This is a genomic window from Rhizobium sp. A22-96, assembly GCF_053521805.1.
In genome coordinates this window covers 12,388-29,048 of the sequence record NZ_JBNWDQ010000004.1, presented here as the reverse complement: position 1 = coordinate 29,048, position 16,661 = coordinate 12,388, and the positions used below count along the sequence as shown (strand labels likewise).

Annotated in this window: 19 protein-coding genes; 7 read left to right on the top strand and 12 right to left on the bottom strand. The window is 60.3% G+C overall.

From position 1 onward, the window contains the following. Nucleotides 1–16: 16 nt before the first annotated feature. The 5 genes from ACQZ6F_RS18480 to ACQZ6F_RS18460 form a co-directional block, all read right to left on the bottom strand. Nucleotides 17–292, bottom strand: a complete 276-nt coding sequence (locus ACQZ6F_RS18480) for an HPr family phosphocarrier protein (protein WP_068390562.1) — start codon at nucleotides 290–292, stop codon at nucleotides 17–19. Between the two features lie 17 nt (nucleotides 293–309). Next, nucleotides 310–711, bottom strand: coding sequence for a PTS sugar transporter subunit IIA (locus ACQZ6F_RS18475; protein ID WP_034481375.1), 402 nt, complete (start codon nucleotides 709–711; stop codon nucleotides 310–312). 153 nt (nucleotides 712–864) lie between these two features. After that, nucleotides 865–1,317 (bottom strand): HPr kinase/phosphorylase, encoded by a 453-nt coding sequence (locus ACQZ6F_RS18470; RefSeq protein WP_449094093.1) that lies wholly within the window; start codon nucleotides 1,315–1,317, stop codon nucleotides 865–867. 11 nt (nucleotides 1,318–1,328) lie between these two features. Further along, on the bottom strand, nucleotides 1,329–3,167 hold the full coding sequence (locus tag ACQZ6F_RS18465; RefSeq protein ID WP_077470392.1) for a sensor histidine kinase: 1,839 nt from the start codon (nucleotides 3,165–3,167) through the stop codon (nucleotides 1,329–1,331). A 148-nt stretch (nucleotides 3,168–3,315) separates the two neighbouring features. Next, entirely contained in the window at nucleotides 3,316–4,047 is a 732-nt protein-coding gene (locus ACQZ6F_RS18460; protein ID WP_198929046.1) for a response regulator transcription factor, read from the bottom strand. A gap of 350 nt (nucleotides 4,048–4,397) precedes the next feature. Between ACQZ6F_RS18460 and ACQZ6F_RS18455 the strand changes: the two genes are divergently transcribed. The 4 genes from ACQZ6F_RS18455 (at nucleotide 4,398) to ACQZ6F_RS18440 (ending at nucleotide 8,722) form a co-directional block, all read left to right on the top strand. Beyond that, nucleotides 4,398–6,008 carry a phosphoenolpyruvate carboxykinase gene (locus tag ACQZ6F_RS18455; RefSeq protein ID WP_449094094.1) on the top strand — a complete coding sequence of 537 codons (1,611 nt, stop codon included), beginning with the start codon at nucleotides 4,398–4,400 and terminating at the stop codon, nucleotides 6,006–6,008. Nucleotides 6,009–6,126: 118 nt separating this feature from the next. Then, entirely contained in the window at nucleotides 6,127–6,561 is a 435-nt protein-coding gene (gene arfB, locus ACQZ6F_RS18450; RefSeq protein ID WP_449094095.1) for an alternative ribosome rescue aminoacyl-tRNA hydrolase ArfB, read from the top strand. 299 nt (nucleotides 6,562–6,860) lie between these two features. Continuing rightward, on the top strand, nucleotides 6,861–7,469 hold the full coding sequence (locus tag ACQZ6F_RS18445) for an alpha-ketoglutarate-dependent dioxygenase AlkB family protein (RefSeq protein WP_077470389.1): 609 nt from the start codon (nucleotides 6,861–6,863) through the stop codon (nucleotides 7,467–7,469). A 35-nt stretch (nucleotides 7,470–7,504) separates the two neighbouring features. After that, nucleotides 7,505–8,722, top strand: a complete 1,218-nt coding sequence (locus tag ACQZ6F_RS18440; RefSeq protein WP_449094096.1) for a glycosyltransferase family 87 protein — start codon at nucleotides 7,505–7,507, stop codon at nucleotides 8,720–8,722. Here the strand turns inward: ACQZ6F_RS18440 and coaA are convergent. Genes coaA through hisB form a run of 7 tightly spaced genes read right to left on the bottom strand, consistent with a single transcriptional unit; the run spans nucleotide 8,709 to nucleotide 13,377 of the window. After that, a complete protein-coding gene (gene coaA / locus ACQZ6F_RS18435; protein ID WP_077470388.1) occupies nucleotides 8,709–9,704 on the bottom strand; it encodes a type I pantothenate kinase in 996 nt (331 codons plus the stop codon). The two genes, ACQZ6F_RS18440 and coaA, sit on opposite strands and share 14 nt — an antisense overlap. A 6-nt stretch (nucleotides 9,705–9,710) precedes the next feature. Continuing rightward, nucleotides 9,711–10,025: a phosphoribosyl-ATP diphosphatase gene (locus ACQZ6F_RS18430; protein ID WP_449094097.1), complete on the bottom strand. Its 315-nt coding sequence runs from the start codon at nucleotides 10,023–10,025 to the stop codon at nucleotides 9,711–9,713. Nucleotides 10,026–10,039: 14 nt separating this feature from the next. Further along, entirely contained in the window at nucleotides 10,040–10,828 is a 789-nt protein-coding gene (hisF, locus tag ACQZ6F_RS18425) for an imidazole glycerol phosphate synthase subunit HisF (protein WP_449094098.1), read from the bottom strand. Next, nucleotides 10,825–11,568, bottom strand: coding sequence for a 1-(5-phosphoribosyl)-5-[(5-phosphoribosylamino)methylideneamino]imidazole-4-carboxamide isomerase (gene hisA, locus ACQZ6F_RS18420; RefSeq protein WP_449094099.1), 744 nt, complete (start codon nucleotides 11,566–11,568; stop codon nucleotides 10,825–10,827). Before hisA ends, hisF begins: the two co-directional genes overlap by 4 nt. 25 nt (nucleotides 11,569–11,593) lie before the next feature. After that, entirely contained in the window at nucleotides 11,594–12,244 is a 651-nt protein-coding gene (gene hisH / locus ACQZ6F_RS18415; protein ID WP_077470384.1) for an imidazole glycerol phosphate synthase subunit HisH, read from the bottom strand. Between the two features lie 2 nt (nucleotides 12,245–12,246). After that, nucleotides 12,247–12,744: a DUF2628 domain-containing protein gene (locus ACQZ6F_RS18410; RefSeq protein ID WP_449094100.1), complete on the bottom strand. Its 498-nt coding sequence runs from the start codon at nucleotides 12,742–12,744 to the stop codon at nucleotides 12,247–12,249. Between the two features lie 24 nt (nucleotides 12,745–12,768). Continuing rightward, nucleotides 12,769–13,377: an imidazoleglycerol-phosphate dehydratase HisB gene (gene hisB, locus ACQZ6F_RS18405; protein ID WP_015338215.1), complete on the bottom strand. Its 609-nt coding sequence runs from the start codon at nucleotides 13,375–13,377 to the stop codon at nucleotides 12,769–12,771. 212 nt (nucleotides 13,378–13,589) lie between these two features. Between hisB and hslV the strand changes: the two genes are divergently transcribed. From hslV to ACQZ6F_RS18390, 3 genes are all read left to right on the top strand, one after another. Next, nucleotides 13,590–14,117 (top strand): ATP-dependent protease subunit HslV, encoded by a 528-nt coding sequence (gene hslV, locus ACQZ6F_RS18400; protein ID WP_068390505.1) that lies wholly within the window; start codon nucleotides 13,590–13,592, stop codon nucleotides 14,115–14,117. A gap of 45 nt (nucleotides 14,118–14,162) precedes the next feature. Further along, nucleotides 14,163–15,473, top strand: coding sequence for an ATP-dependent protease ATPase subunit HslU (hslU, locus tag ACQZ6F_RS18395; protein WP_068390507.1), 1,311 nt, complete (start codon nucleotides 14,163–14,165; stop codon nucleotides 15,471–15,473). A 162-nt stretch (nucleotides 15,474–15,635) separates the two neighbouring features. Then, nucleotides 15,636–16,589 carry a DUF1402 family protein gene (locus ACQZ6F_RS18390; RefSeq protein ID WP_449094101.1) on the top strand — a complete coding sequence of 318 codons (954 nt, stop codon included), beginning with the start codon at nucleotides 15,636–15,638 and terminating at the stop codon, nucleotides 16,587–16,589. The last annotated feature ends 72 nt before the right edge of the window (nucleotides 16,590–16,661 follow it).

The window sequence follows — 16,661 nt, the reverse complement described above, 5'->3', positions numbered from 1 at the left end:
GATTTGTAGGAAGAGCCTACATTTCCTCGCCGAATTTATTGGCCACAAGCTGGTCCAGCGCCTCGAGCGCTTCGGCGGCCTGATTGCCGCTGGCCGTTACCAGCACGCTGCAGCCGGGGCTGGCCGCCAGCATCATCAGGCCCATGATCGAGGTACCGCCGACCGTCGTCCCGTCTTTCGAAACAGTGATGGCGGCGTCATAGGCCTCGACAGTCTGGACGAATTTGGCGGAGGCGCGGGCGTGAAGGCCTCGCTTATTGATGATCAGGAGTTCCCTGGAAAGCTCGGTCATAGAGGCGGTGCTGTCCGTCATTTGCCGCTGAGCACGCGGCTGGCCACGTTGATGTATTTACGTCCGGCCTCCGAAGCTTCAACGAGAGCCTTCTCCATGTTGTTATCGCCGCGTACGCCTGCGAGCTTGATGAGCATCGGCAGGTTCACGCCGGCAATGACCTCGGTGTGGCCGCTGTTCATGACGGAGATTGCGAGATTGGAAGGAGTGCCGCCGAACATGTCGGTCAGGATAATAACGCCGTGCCCATCGTCAGCACCGGCCACGGCCTGCAGGATGTCCTGCCGCCGCTTGTCCATGTCGTCTTCGGGACCAATAGATACCGTTTCTATGAACTTCTGCGGACCAACGACATGCTCGACGGCATGCCGAAACTCTTCAGCCAGCTTGCCATGAGTGACAAGCACAAGTCCGATCATGATATTACTGCTCCCATCGCATTACGCAAACAGGTGGCCCATATCGCAATGCAGCAATGTCGTCCACCGGTGGGGGGACATCTTGGCGATGAAAAGACGAAGTGCAAGCTTAAAATACAGGATTTGAATGCCTGTGCGGGCCTAAATTGCCGATTATTCGAAACTGACGCCGATTTTCGCCATTATTATGGCGAGCGGGTTCGCGGAGGTTGCGGACAAACGGATCAGGGGCAACCGGATGGAATCGGCAACCTCGATCTGCTCGTCCTCGGGAGGCAGCCTTTCGGCCGTGGCGGGGTTGACCGGGCTGACGGCAAAATGCATTTCGGCCTTTGGAACGTAAGGCAGATGAACAATGCCGGTATAGCGAATCTCCATCAGGCCGGCGATCGAGGGCGGGCATTCGGCTGTGACCGAGCCGTTCTGCCTGGCGATCAACACCCGGTCGTCAGCGACCAGCGCTGCGGCAAGCCCCAACGGCTTGGCGGCCGCGAGGCAGGAAAAAGCCAGGGATGATTTGCCGCTGCCCGATGGTCCGAGAAACAAAAGCCCGGTCTTGCCGATGACGATGGCGGTTGCGTGGATATTGGTTGCGTCGCCGCTCATCTGACCGCTCATCAGGCCTGCGTCTGGGCGGGTAGCGAGAGGATGAAGCGGGCGCCGAGCAGTGCCGTGCCTTCGCTGTCGATGATGTTCTCAGCCCGCAGCGATCCGCCATGCGCCTCGGCGATCTGCCGGCTGATTGACAGGCCAAGGCCGGAATTCTGTCCGAAGCCTTCCGATTCCGGCCGGTCGGTATAGAAGCGTTCGAAGATACGGTCGATGTCCTCGGCCTGGATACCGGGACCGTTATCTTCGACATAGATGACGCAGCGCGTTCTCGTCCGTGTCAGCCTCACCGTGATCTTGCCGGTCTCGTTCGGAACGAAAGAGCGTGCGTTTTCAATGAGATTGGTGATGATCTGGCCGATACGCAGGTCATGGCCGACGACAGTGAACTTCGCCTTGTTGGCCGGCTTGCGGTCGACCAGATATTCAATCTCGACCGCTCGCTTGCTGTGTCCGACCTGGCGGGAAATATCGATCATGTCGCGCAGCAACACTTCGAGATCGAGCGTTTTTTCATCCGAGCGGGCGAGTTCCGCGTCGAGACGCGATGCGTCCGAGATATCGCTGATCAGGCGATCGAGGCGGCGCACGTCGTGCTGGATGACGTCCATCAGCCGTTTCTTGGAATCGTCGCTCTTGGCAAGCGGCAGCGTCTCTACGGCGCTGCGCAGCGATGTCAGCGGATTTTTCAGCTCGTGGCTGACATCGGCGGCAAAACTTTCGATGGCGTCGATACGGTCGTAGAGTGCCGATGTCATGTCACGCAGCGCGATCGACAGGTTGCCGATTTCGTCCTGGCGGGCGGAGAAATCGGGAATTTCCTCACGCTCTTTCGCGCCGCCCCGGCGCACGCGGATGGCTGCAGCCGAAAGCCGGCGCAGCGGATTGGCGATGGTGGAGGATAGCAGCAGTGACAGCACGACGTTGACGAGCGTCGCCACACCGAAGACACGCATGATCGCCAGGCGCTCGGCATGGACGATCTTGTCGATGTCGCCGGCCTGTGTCGACAACAGCAAGACGCCGAGGACCGCGCGAAAGCGCTGAATGGGAACGGCGACCGAGACGATCAGCTCGCCCTTTTCGGTAGTGCGGACAACGGCGCCGCGAACGCCTGTCAGCGCATTCATCACTTCCGGATAGATCGAACCGTCGCCGCCAGGCGCTTCCTTATAGACAGGCAGATTACCCGGCTGGAGCATCTTGTTGAGCAGGCCGCTGAACCAGTCGGACCAGCTTTGCGCGGCATCGTCAACCGGTGGCAGGTCGTAGCGCAGCACCTGGCCACGGGAATAGAGATGGCGGCTGTCTAGCAGGAGATTAGCGTCGGCGTCGAAGATGCGGGCGCGGGTGCGCGTCGGCGAGATCAGCCGCGTCAGCACTGGCGCCACCTTTTCCGGATCGATCGGGAATTCCAGATCCTCGTCGTTCGGAACGGGTGTGATGCTCTGGCCGGCCTGCAGCTCCAGCAGCTTCTGCGGATCGATGGTGATGGAATTCGTATCGACCGATGCCGAGGCGGAAACGGCACCGGCGATGATTTCGCCCTGCGTCAGCAGGCTTTCGACGCGAGCATCGATCAAGCCCTCGCGAAACTGATTGAGGTAGAGAATGCCGCCGACGAGAACGACGAGTGCGGCCAGATTGAAGAACAGGATGCGCCGCGTCAGGCTCGAAAACACGGCATTGCCGAAGATGCGGCGGATGAGAACGAACGGATGAGTCCATCGGCGGCGCCCAATTCGAACGCCGCTCGCGCCTTCCGTATCGTCTATATCTCTGTCCTGCACCAGCTGTGCCAAGCCACCGGCCCTTTCGAAGAACGGGGTCGACGACCCCGTTCGCATGCTCTTATTCCATTGTCGGCCGTATGGTCCAGTTAACTATCCGAGCATGAAGCCGAAAAGTATAAGCGCTTTCAGGCGGCATCATGCTTTGCTTTTGATTCCGGAGCGAAGTCAGATTTCAGGCCGGTTCGACCTGAAATCTCCGGCTCTAGGCGGCTTCGCGGAAACGATAGCCGACGCCATACAGCGTCTCGATCATATCAAAATCGAGGTCGACCATCTTGAATTTCTTGCGCAGCCGCTTGATGTGGCTGTCGATGGTGCGGTCGTCGACATAGACCTGCTCGTCATAGGCGGCGTCCATCAGGGCATCGCGGCTCTTCACGACGCCAGGGCGCTGCGCCAGGGAATGCAGGATCAGGAATTCGGTGACAGTCAGCGTCACCGGCTCGCCCTTCCAGGTGCAGGTGTGACGCTCCTGGTCCATGACGAGCTGGCCGCGTTCCAGCGAGCGGGCCTGTTGCGCTGCACCCGGTTTGGCGGCTGCAGTGCCGCCGGCAGCGTTTGCGGCTTCGCGGGCAGAGGCGCGGCGCAGCACCGCCTTGACGCGCTCGACCAGAAGGCGCTGCGAGAAAGGCTTGGTAATGAAATCGTCGGCGCCCATCTTCAGGCCGAAGAGCTCGTCGATTTCCTCATCCTTCGAGGTCAGGAAGATGACAGGAATATCGGATTTCTGACGCAGGCGGCGGAGCAGCTCCATGCCGTCCATGCGCGGCATCTTGATATCGAAGATCGCGAGTTGCGGCGGCCGCGCAAGCAGGCCGTCGAGCGCCGAAGCCCCGTCCGTATAGGTCTCTACCTTATATCCCTCTGCTTCCAAGGCAATCGATACGGAAGTCAGGATATTGCGGTCGTCGTCAACGAGCGCGATTGTCAACATGGTATTCGTCTCCGTCATCAGTGCGCGTCTCCCGGATTTGGAATCCAGCCCAGGCGGTCTGCCAGCTCGGTCGGCGGTAACCTGGCGCGCTTATGGGGATAAAGGTGGAACAAATTGTGGCAAAGATAAAGGGGAGGATTGTCGAGCGCCGATCCGCTTGCTCGCAGGTTGTGCGACCAAACGTCTCGGCGTCTCTCTTTCAAACGATTTAAAATTATGAAATTTTATTTAAATCGATTAAATAACTGATATCATTAAAGATTTCTCGTTTAATGCTCTTGTGCTTTTAAAAAGACGCCTCTACGCTTTAGACAGTTCTAACGGCCAAGGCCTTGTTGAGGAAAAAAGTGATGGAGCAATTCGGCGTCCGTAATCCCGCAACCGAACTGGGATCGATCGGCCTGGGAGCCGCTGCCAGCGTGCGCTATAACCTCATGGAGGCCCATCTCTATGAGGAGGCGATTCGCCGCCGCGAAGCCGATCTGACCGCAGACGGTGCGCTGCGGGCGCTGACGGGGCAGCACACCGGCCGTTCTCCGAAGGACAAGTTCGTCGTGCGCGACGCGACCACCGAGGATCAGATCTGGTGGGACAACAACAAGCCGATGTCGCCGGAGCATTTCGCGCTGCTGCATGAAGACATGCTGGCGCATGCGCGCGGCAAGGACCTGTTCGTGCAAGATCTGATCGGCGGTGCCGACCGTGACTATGCATTGCCGACGCGTGTCATCACCGAATTCGCCTGGCACTCGCTGTTCATCCGCAATCTGCTGATCCGTCCCGAGCGCTCGCAGCTTGAAGGCTTCGTGCCGAAGCTGACGATCATCGATCTGCCGAGCTTCCGCGCCGACCCCGAGCGCTACGGCTGCCGCACCGAAACTGTCATTGCCTGCGATTTCGTCAACGGCATCGTCCTGATCGGCGGCACCTCCTATGCCGGCGAGATGAAGAAATCGGTCTTCACCGCGCTCAACTACCTGCTGCCGGAACGCGATGTCATGCCGATGCACTGCTCTGCCAATGTCGGCCCGGACGGTGACGCCGCGATCTTCTTCGGCCTGTCGGGCACCGGCAAGACGACGCTTTCAGCTGATCCGAGCCGCACGCTCATCGGCGACGACGAGCATGGCTGGGGCGAAAACGGCATCTTCAACTTCGAAGGCGGCTGCTACGCCAAGACCATCCGTCTTTCGGCCGAAGCAGAGCCGGAAATCTACGAAACGACCCGTCGCTTCGGCACCGTGCTGGAAAATGTCGTGCTCGACGAGCATGGCGTCCCGGATCTCGACGACGGCTCGCTGACGGAGAACACCCGCAGCGCCTATCCGCTGCATTTCATTCCGAACGCTTCGGCGTCAGGCATCACGGGCCATCCCGAGACGATCATCATGCTGACCGCCGATGCCTTTGGCGTCATGCCGCCGATCGCCAGGCTGACGCCGGACCAGGCCATGTACCATTTCCTCTCAGGTTACACCGCCAAGGTTGCCGGCACGGAAAAGGGCGTCGTCGAGCCGGAAGCCACATTCTCGACCTGCTTCGGCGCTCCCTTCATGCCGCGCCATCCGACGGAATACGGCAATCTGCTGAAGGAGCTGATCGCCCGCCACGGCGCCGGTTGCTGGCTGGTCAACACCGGCTGGACTGGCGGCGCCTACGGCACGGGTCGCCGCATGCCGATCAAGGCAACGCGCGCCCTGCTGGCCGCAGCGCTCAAAGGCGACCTCGACAATGTCGAGTTCCGCACGGATCCGAATTTCGGTTTCGCGGTGCCGGTTGCCGTTGAGGGCGTCGATACGGCCATCCTCGACCCGCGCTCCACCTGGGCCGATGGCGAAGCCTATGATGCGCAGGCCAAGAAGCTGGTGCAGATGTTCGTGACCAACTTCGCCAAGTTCGAAGATCATGTGGACGGCAACGTCCGCGATGCGGCACCGGGAATCCGGGTCGCAGCCGAATAAACATCCAGAACGGGAATGACTCACGTGAAACCCGGCGACCAGTTCGCCGGGTTTCATTTTGTCCGCCAGTAGTTTTCAACCGTGCTGCGATGTGGGATAGACAGGCGCGGAGAAAATCATGGCCAGCGAAGCGCTTTACATCAACGACCGGATCACGATCGCCGGCTGGGAGCTGACGGAACAATTCGTTCTGGCGGGTGGCCCTGGCGGCCAGAACGTCAACAAGGTTGCGACTGCTGTCCAGCTTTTCTTCGGCATCGTGAATTCGCCGTCTCTCAGCGACCGCGTCAAGGCAAATGCCGTGCGGCTTGCCGGGCGTCGCGTCTCCAAGGACGGCGTGCTGATGATCGAAGCCAGCCGTTTCCGCAGCCAGGACCGCAATCGCGAGGATGCGCGCGAGCGGCTGAAGGAACTCCTGCTCGAAGCTGCCGCTCCGCCACCGCCACCGCGCCGAAAGACCAAGCCGACCAAGGGCTCCATCGAGCGTCGGCTGAAGGAAAAATCAGGTCGCTCCGAGGTCAAGAAAATGCGCGGTAAGCCGGGCGGCGACTAGGCTGCCTTTTCGGGCTGCAGTTTTGATTTGGCTGGCTTAGTTTGCCGATTATCAGGCGAGTCCGATATTGTAGTGGCCAGGTGCCTGGACCCTCATCCTAACCTTCTCCACGCAAGCGCGGAGAAGGGACTATTATCGAGCGCAACAATGCCGTCTCGACGTGTGGCAAGTAAGACGCAGCTCGCTTGAGGCACCATAAACCCCTCGCCCCGCTTGCGGGGAGAGGGTTGGGGTGAGGGCCAAGCACAAAAGGCACGGCATCGGCACATTCACCTGACCAGCAGCATCAGGACACAAAAATGCTCCTCCCCAACGGAATTCGTCATCTTCCCGATTATCTCGACCGTCCCAAACAGGAAGCGCTGGTCGAGGCAATCCGCGCCATCGTGGCCGAGGCGCCGCTGTTCACGCCGGTCATGCCCGGCACCGGCAAGGAAATGTCGGTGCGCATGACCAATTGCGGTTCGCTCGGTTGGGTTACGGACAAGCAGCGCGGCTATCGTTATCAGCCGACGCATCCGGTCACCGGTAAGCCATGGCCGGCGATGCCCTCGCAACTGCTTGATCTCTGGAATGATATAGCAGGCTATGAAAAGCCGCCGCAGGCCTGCCTCGTCAATTTCTACGACGACGATGCCCGCATGGGCCTGCATCAGGATCGCGACGAGCAGGATCTCGCTGCCCCCGTCCTGTCGATCTCGCTCGGCAATACCTGCCTCTTCCGGGTCGGCGGTCTCGAGCGCAATGATCGCACGCTATCTTTCAAGCTCTCAAGCGGCGATATCGTCGTTCTGGGCGGCCAGGGCAGGCTCTGCTTTCATGGTGTTGATCGCATCCATCCGGCCACATCAACATTGCTTAAGAATGGCGGGCGGATAAACCTGACCTTAAGGCGAGTGACCCCATAAGTAGCATTCAAGACAAATGCGATGGGGCGATCGTGGTGGGTTTGAGAACCAGAGCGGAGTGGTGTTTCGCAACTCTGGTCGTTGTTTTGGGACTTGTACGCAGTTTCTATTTCCAGGAGTCCTTATGGACTCTGACGCCGGACGGATTTTCCGTCATTTCCGATCGTCTGCCCTATTGGGATTTCACCAATCTCTGGGCCGGTACGCTGATGGCCCTGAAGGGTAATGTCGCCTATCTGTTCGATGCCGAGGCGTATCGGCAAGAACTTCGAGTGATCCTGTCGCCCTTGCTGCCGAATCAGGAATGGAGCTATCCGCCCTCCATGCTGTTGTTCGGCATTCCCTTCGCCACCTTGCCGATCTTCGTCGCCTACCTCGCCTGGACATTGGGGACGCTTTTTTTGCTGTTCCTGGCAACGAAGCCGCTTGAGCTCGCATGGTGGATGCGTCTGCTTATCGTCGCCTCACCAGCGGCCGTCATAGACGTGGTCTTCGGGCAAAACGGCGCGCTGACGACAGCACTCTTGCTGTCCGGGCTGCTTCTCGCTCCGAGCCGGCCGATTATCGCGGGTATCCTGTTTGGTCTGTTGACCGTCAAGCCGCAATTGGGTGTTCTGGTGCCCTTCTGTCTGCTCGCCAGCGGCAATTACCGAGCCATTCTTTCCGCTATCGTGACGACGCTTTGTCTGGTGATCGCAACGGGCCTGCTTTTCGGCTTCAATGTCTGGCTGCTGTTTTTAACCGAGACGCGCCCGCTGATGACCGCGATCCTCGAAGCGCCTTTCCCACAGGGCTATCAGATGAATGCCGTGACATTCTTCGTTCTGGCGCGGTCCTGGGGATTGGGCCTTCCCGCCTCCTATGCATTGCAATTGGCCGCCTCCGTCATCGCCATCGCCACGACCCTGTGGCTGTGGCGCCGCACGACGGCAATCGATCATCGGAGCAAGGCTTGCTTCACGGCATTGCTAACACTCATCGCCATGCCCTATGGCTACTCCTACGACACGATCGCCCTGAATGTCGCGATCGCATATTTTTTCTGCAACTATCGGGGCTTATCGATCTTTCTTGGGGTAGCCTGGCTTTATCCCTTGATCAATCATCACGTTGCGGGACTATTCATGCCTCTTGGGGTTCTGATACCCACCGGGCTTGCGGCATGCATGATCATCCGCATCCTGTCGGATGGGCAGTCGCCAGAAATGGATACCAAGGCTGCGGCGGAGGAATTGCGGATTAGAGCTTCCTGAGCGCAACCTGCTCGATCAGATGGTTCTTGCCCTTCTGCAGGATGAGGTCGGCGCGCGGGCGGGTCGGCAGGATGTTTTGTCTGAGGTTCTTGAGGTTGATGTTCTTCCAAAGCCCCTCGGCAATCGCCAAGGCCTCGTCCTCGCTGATCGAGGCGTAGCGGTGGAAGAAGGAATTGGGGTCGCGGAAGGCGGTTTCGCGCAGCCTCATGAAACGGGCGACGTACCAATTGTGGATCAACGGCTCGTCGGCATCGATGTAGATCGAGAAATCGAAGAAGTCCGAGACCATCGGCACGATTTTGCCATCGGCCGGCAGATGCCGCGATTGCAGCACGTTGATGCCTTCGAAGATCAGGATATCCGGGCGGTCAACGGTTTTGAACTCGTTCGGCAGCACGTCATAGACAAGGTGCGAATAACAGGGCGCCTTCACGTCAGGTTGCCCGGCCTTGATCGCCGAGAGGAAGCGCAGCAACGCCGCGGTGTCGTAGCTTTCCGGAAAGCCCTTGCGCTGCATCAGGTTGCGGCGCTGCAGCTCGGCATTCGGATAGAGGAAGCCGTCCGTGGTGATCAGGTCGACCTTCGGGCTCGATGGCCAGCGACGCAGCAATTCCTTCAGGATACGGGCCGTGGTGGATTTGCCGACGGCGACAGAGCCGGCAATGCCGATGACGAAGGGCGTCTTGGCGACATCGGAGAGACTCAGGAACCGGTTACGCTGCTCGAACAGGATCTGCGAGGATTCCACATGCGAGGATAAAAGGCGCGACAGCGACAGATAGATGCGCCGGACCTCGTTGAGATCGATCGGGTCGCCCATCGAGCGCAGCCGCGTCACTTCATCCGCCGTCAGCGTCAGTGGCGTGTCGGCCCGGAATTTCGCCCACTCCTCCGAGGAGAAGAAATAATAGGGCGAATAGTCTTTCGCCTGGAAAATATCGAGCGTTTCGGGCGCCGCTGGGGTCTTGGTCGCTATCGTCATCACGTTCTACCGGCTTGCCTTCTCCTGAAGGCCGGATTGGACGGTGCGCCTTTCGAGCTCACCCATGACATTCTGCAACGGAATGCCTGCAATCTTCAATACGACCATAAGATGATAAAGCAAGTCCGCGGCCTCATAAGTGAGGTTGTCGTGATCGTTGGTAACCGCAGCCATCACAGCTTCGATCGCTTCCTCGCCCAGCTTCTTTGCCGCCTTTGGCTGGCCGGCGGCGCATAGCTTGGCGGTCCAGGATTCCTCGGGCGATGCCTTGGAGCGTTCCTCGACGATGCGTTCGAGGTCGGAAAGGGTAAATCCGCTCATTGGTCCGCTGCCTCCTAATCAAGCCGCATGGGAATGCCGCGCTCTGCCATGTAGCGCTTTGCTTCGCCCACCGAATAGGTGCCGAAGTGGAAGATCGAGGCGGCAAGCACCGCCGTCGCATGACCTTCTTTCACACCGGCGACGAGATCGTCGAGATCACCGACGCCGCCAGAGGCGATGACAGGCACGCGCACGGCATCCGCGATCGCCCGCGTCAGCTCCAGATCGTAGCCGACCTTAGTGCCGTCGCGGTCCATGGAGGTGACGAGAAGCTCGCCAGCGCCGCGCTCGACCATCCGGCGGGCGAAGTCGACGGCATCGATGCCGGTCGCGTTGCGGCCGCCATGGGTATAGATCTCCCAGGCGCTCATATTGTCGCCGCCGAGCGCTTCGGTCCGCCGCCGCTTGGCATCAATGGAAACGACGATGCACTGATTGCCGAACTTGTCGGCGGCCTCGGCCACGAAATCCGGATTGTTCACGGCTGCCGAATTGATCGACACCTTGTCGGCGCCGCAGAGGAGTAGCTTGCGGATGTCCGCGATTGTTCGCACGCCGCCGCCAACGGTGACGGGCATGAAGCATTGCTCGGCCGTGCGCGCCACAACGTCGAAGATGGTTTCGCGATTGTCGGAAGAGGCCGTGATGTCGAGGAAGCAGAGCTCGTCGGCGCCGGCAGCGTCATAGGCCTTGGCGGCCTCGACCGGATCGCCGGCATCGACCAGATTGAGGAAGTTGACGCCCTTGACGACGCGGCCGTCCTTGACGTCGAGGCAGGGGATGACGCGGGCTTTGAGGGTCATTGCACTGCCTCCCTGGCCTGCTTGATCAGCGCCAGTGCTTCCTTGGGATCGATGCGGCCATCATAGAGCGCGCGGCCGGAAATCGCACCCTCCAGTTTGCGGGCGTCCGGCTCGATCATGCGCTTGATATCGTCGAGCGAGGCAAGCCCACCCGAAGCGATGACGGGGATCGAAACGGCCTCGGCCAGTTCCAGCGTCGAGGCCCAGTTGATGCCGGTCAGGATGCCGTCACGGTCGATATCGGTGTAGATGATGGCGGCAACGCCGGCGCCCTCGAATTTCCTGGCCAGCTCGATGACGCCGAGTTCGGACGCCTCCGCCCAACCCTCGACCGCCACCTTACCGCCCTTGGCGTCGATGCCGACGGCGACATGGCCTGGAAATTTCCGGCAGGCTTCGATCACAAGCGCCGGATCGCGCACCGCGACCGTGCCGAGGATGACGCGGGTGAGCCCGCGCGACAGCCAGTTTTCGATATGGTCGAGCGTGCGGATGCCGCCGCCGAGCTGCACTGGGTTCTTCGTTGCCTTGAGGATGGCGTCGACGGCCGCGCCGTTCACGGTCTCGCCGGCAAAGGCGCCGTTGAGATCGACCACATGCAGCCACTCGAAGCCCTGGTCTTCAAAGGCTTTCGCCTGGGCACCGGGGTCGGGGTTGTAAACGGTCGCCTGTTCCATGTCGCCGAGCTTCAGGCGCACACATTGGCCGTCTTTGAGGTCGATAGCGGGAAAAAGAATCATGATGTCTGTCCTTGGAGCGCGAGCCTCACGGCTTCCAGCGCAGGAAATTGGCAATCAGGGCAAGGCCGAGCTTCTGGCTCTTTTCCGGATGGAACTGCGCGCCGGCGATGTTGTCGCGGCCGACGAAGGCGGTCATCGGGCCACCATAGCTCGTCGTCGCGATAACGTCTTCGCTGTGATCCGCGGCCAGATGATAGGAATGGACGAAATAGGCGTGCAGCCCGTCCGCGCCTGTGGGTATGCCGTCGAAGAGCGCATGCGGATGCCGGATATCCAGCGTGTTCCAGCCGATCTGCGGGATCTTCAGGCCGGGGTCGCTGGGCGTCATTTCCTTGACGTCACCCTTGATCCAGCCGAAGCCTTGCGTGATCGTCTTTTCCAGCCCGCGCGAGGACATCAGCTGCATGCCGACGCAGATGCCGAGGAAGGGGCGGCCCTTGTGTTCCACGACATCGATCACGGCTTCCGCCATGCCGGAAACGGCATCGAGCCCACGGCGGCAATCGGCATAAGCGCCGACACCGGGAAGCACGATGCGGTCTGCGGTGGCGACGCGCTCGGCGTCATCGGTGAGGTCGATTTCAGCATCGATGCCGGCTTCGCGGGCAGCGCGCTCAAAAGCCTTGGTGGCCGAGCGCAGATTGCCGGAACCGTAGTCGATAATCGCGACGCGCATGGTCAGCGTCCTCCGTCATAGCCGGGCAGGCCGAAATTCGGACCGGAACGGCTGGAATTGGTGTTTTTGGTCGAGACATCCCAATTCTTCAAATGGATATCTGCTTGTGGCTCCTGCTCGACTTCGGAAAAATGGATTTCCTCCGCCGTCGCCAGATCATGCGCCGAGACAAGGTTTTCCATCTTCCAGCCACGGTCGATCAGCCGCTGGCTGAGCGCATGCCGGCCTTCGAGCGCCGCGAGAAGGTGGACTGCAAGCAGGATGGCGGCGCCGGCCGCGGAAAAGCCCGGCTGACGCATCAGTTCCAGCGCAATGCCCTGCAAGAGGATTGCGGCCACCGCGTGGAGCCAGAGGCGGTGATAAAGCATCCACAAGGCCGGAAACACAAAGGCTTTCCAGGAAAAACCGTCGCGGATGAATCGAGTTCCGTCGCGATACCGATCCGATGCTTTGGATCGGTTCGGCGCCCCTGGCGGAGTCAAAATCAGATAGCTTGCCATTTCCTCAATTCCCCAAGTTGGGGCTCAGGCGAGCGTGCCTTTCGTCGAAGGCACCCGGCCTGCCTGCCGCGGATCGATCTCGGTTGCGGTGCGCAATGCGCGCGCAACGGCCTTGAAGCATGTCTCGGCTATATGGTGATTGTTGGCGCCATAATGGTTGAGGATATGCAGCGTGATGCCGGCATTCTGGGCCAGTGCCTGGAAGAATTCGCGCACCAGTTCGGTATCGAAGGTGCCGATCTTCGGTGCGCTGAAGCTGACGTTCCAGACGAGGAACGGCCGGCCCGAGAGGTCGACGGCCGCCTTGGTCATGGTCTCATCCATGGCAAGGTCGATCGAGGCATAGCGCGTGATGCCACGGCGGTCGCCGAGCGCCTTGGCAATGGCCTGGCCGATGGCGATGCCGGTATCCTCGACGGCGTGGTGATCGTCGACATGCAGGTCGCCCTTGGTGTCGATCTCCATGTCGATTAGCGAATGTCGCGAAAGCTGTTCCAGCATATGGTCGAAGAAGCCGACACCGGTCGAAATCGTCGACTTGCCGCTGCCGTCGATGTTGACGGAAACGGAGACGGAAGTCTCGTTGGTCTTGCGGGAAACGCTTGCCGTGCGGCTCGCTGCGGTCTCTGCCATGGGCTGCTCCATCGGAATACGGGGGTTCCTTATCAGGCGTATTGAGAAATATCCAGAAGTTACGCGCGTCCCCGCGTCTTTAGCCGGCTCGTCTGCATCGATCCGGTCTGGCTGCCATTTGCAATCGTCAAAAGCACTCTTACATAGGTGCTGACGGGGCCGAAACGCGGCCCGGCAGAAAGCCCGCCGGAACGGGGGCAAACAGGTGTTAAATGACGACAATCGTGACTATTCGCAAGAACGGCAAGGTCGTGATGGCTGGTGATGGCCAGGTGAGCCTTGGCCAGACCGTGATGAAGGGCAATGCGCGCAAGGTTCGCCGCATCGGCAAGGGCGATGTCATCGCCGGTTTCGCCGGTGCGACCGCCGATGCCTTCACGCTGCTTGAGCGGCTTGAAAAGAAGCTCGAACAATATCCCGGCCAGTTGATGCGCGCAGCCGTCGAGCTCGCCAAGGACTGGCGGACAGACAAATATCTGCGCAATCTCGAAGCCATGATGCTGGTGGCCGACAAGAGCGTCACGCTCGCCATCACCGGCAACGGCGATGTGCTCGAGCCGGAACATGGCGCGCTCGCCATCGGCTCCGGTGGCAACTATGCGCTCGCCGCCGCTCTGGCGCTGATGGATAGCGACAAATCCGCCGAGGATGTTGCTCGCCGCGCCCTCGATATCGCTGCCGACATCTGCGTCTACACCAACCACAATGTGGTCGTGGAAACGCTCGACGCCGAAGCCTAATTTCCTTTCTTGATTGTTCCTAGCCCTGATAGGGAAACACGCGAAATGACCACTTTTTCTCCCCGCGAGATCGTTTCCGAGCTCGATCGCTATATTGTCGGCCAGCATGAGGCCAAGCGCGCTGTAGCGATCGCCCTGCGCAACCGCTGGCGCCGCCAGCAGCTCGAGCCCGATCTACGTGATGAAGTCATGCCCAAGAACATCCTGATGATCGGCCCGACCGGCGTCGGCAAGACGGAAATCTCCCGTCGCCTCGCCAAGCTGGCCGGCGCGCCCTTCATCAAGGTCGAAGCCACCAAGTTCACCGAGGTCGGCTATGTCGGCCGTGACGTCGAGCAGATCGTCCGCGATCTCGTCGAAGTCGGCATCGGCCTGGTACGCGAAAAGAAGCGCGCCGAGGTGCAGGCCAAGGCGCATATGAGCGCCGAAGAGCGTGTGCTCGATGCGCTTGTCGGCGCGACGGCCTCGCCGGCAACGCGCGACAGCTTCCGCAAGAAGCTGCGTGATGGTCAGCTGGATGACAAGGAAATCGACATCGAAGTTGCCGATACCGGCTCCGGCATGCCCGGCGGTTTCGAAATCCCCGGCATGCCCGGCGCCAATATCGGCGTGCTCAACCTGTCGGAAATGTTCGGCAAGGCCATGGGCGGTCGTACCAAGAAGGTACGCACCACGGTCAAGGATTCCTACAAGGAACTCGTTCGCGACGAATCCGACAAGCTGATCGACAACGAGGCGATCCAGCGCGAAGCCGTGCAATCGGCCGAGAATGACGGCATCGTCTTCCTCGACGAGATAGACAAGATCGCGGCGCGCGACGGCGGCATGGGCGCCGGCGTCTCCCGCGAAGGCGTGCAGCGCGACCTGCTGCCGCTGGTCGAAGGTACGACGGTCTCGACGAAGTATGGCCCGGTCAAGACGGATCATATCCTCTTCATCGCGTCGGGCGCCTTCCATGTCTCGAAGCCTTCGGATCTCCTGCCGGAATTGCAGGGCCGCCTGCCGATCCGCGTCGAGCTGAAGCCGCTGACCAAGGAAGACTTCCGCCGCATTCTGACCGAGCCGGAAGCAAGCCTTATCCGCCAGTACAAGGCGCTGATGGAAACGGAAGACCTGAAGCTCGATTTCACCGACGACGCCATCGACGCACTCGCCGATGTCGCCGTGCACCTGAATTCCACCGTCGAGAATATCGGCGCACGCCGCCTGCAGACGGTCATGGAGCGGGTGCTGGATGAAATCTCCTACAATGCTTCGGACCGCGCCGGCGTCTCGGTGACCATCGATGCCGCCTATGTCCGTGAGCATGTCGGCGATCTCGCCAACAACACCGATCTGTCCCGCTTCATTCTGTAGCAGGCCGGTAAAGGCGACTTAGAACAGTAAACACTCGACAGCGGGCCGTTAACTTTTTAGTTAAGGGCCCGCTTCTTTGTGCAGGATGGCTTTATTCGGCCAAGTTTATCGGTCAGGCAGCGGCACGGAAACATCGGTTGAAACTTCGACAGGACAGCCATCTTGCGACGTATACTGATCACACTTCTCCTGGCGGTCGTCAGCCTCTCCTGGATCCCCGCCTATGCGGAGGCCGCGACGGCGGTGCCGCCTGGCAACCGCAATGCCGAGCAGCCGCCGGTTCCCGGCGCCTCCGTGCGTCGCACCCGTGGCACCAATTCCACCTTCGACCGCAAGTACCAGAAGGTGCGCGAGCTCTTGGCGACCGACACCAAGCTGATGTCGAAGATCAAGTCGACGGCGCGGGCCTATGGCATCGATCCGATCCATATTATCGGCGCGCTTGTCGGCGAGCATACCTACAATGTCGATGCCTATGACGGCCTGCAGTCCTACTACGTCAAGGCGGCCTCCTATGCCGGCCAGAGCTTCCGTTTTGCCTATGATGGCGAAAATGTTGATGATTTCATCGCCCGGCCGCAATTCGACGTCTGCAAGAGCAAGCGGGATTCCTACAGCCTCTGGACCTGCCGCGACGATGTCTGGGAAGATGATTTCCGCGGCAAGACGGTCGGCGGCAAGTCCTATCCCGACAATCGCTTCAGCGCCGTTTTCTTTCAGCCTTTCTATGCCGGCCAAACCTTCGGCCTCGGTCAGGTCAATCCGCTGACGGCGCTCGAGCTGTCCGATCTGGTCAGCAGCACCTCGGGCATTCCGAAGCTGAACGAGAAGGATGCGGGCGGCGTCTACAAGGCGATCATGGATCCTGACTTGTCGCTGGCCTTCGTGGCGGCGTCGATCCGCAAGTCGATCGACGACTACCGCTCGATCGCCGGCATGGATATTTCGGGCAATCCCGGCATTACCGCGACGCTCTATAATCTCGGCAACACCCGCAAGCGGGCCGCAGCCCTGGCTGCAAAGAACCGGGGAGCGGGGCAGCCGGTGTGGCCGGAAGAAAATTACTATGGCTGGCTTATCAATGAGAAGCTGAGCGACCTGAAGTCGTTGCTATAGGTTTTGCGGGCAGCGCTCACCATATCGGGTGCGTGGAGCCGCTGAAGACCAAACAGGAGCCCGGCTTTCGAG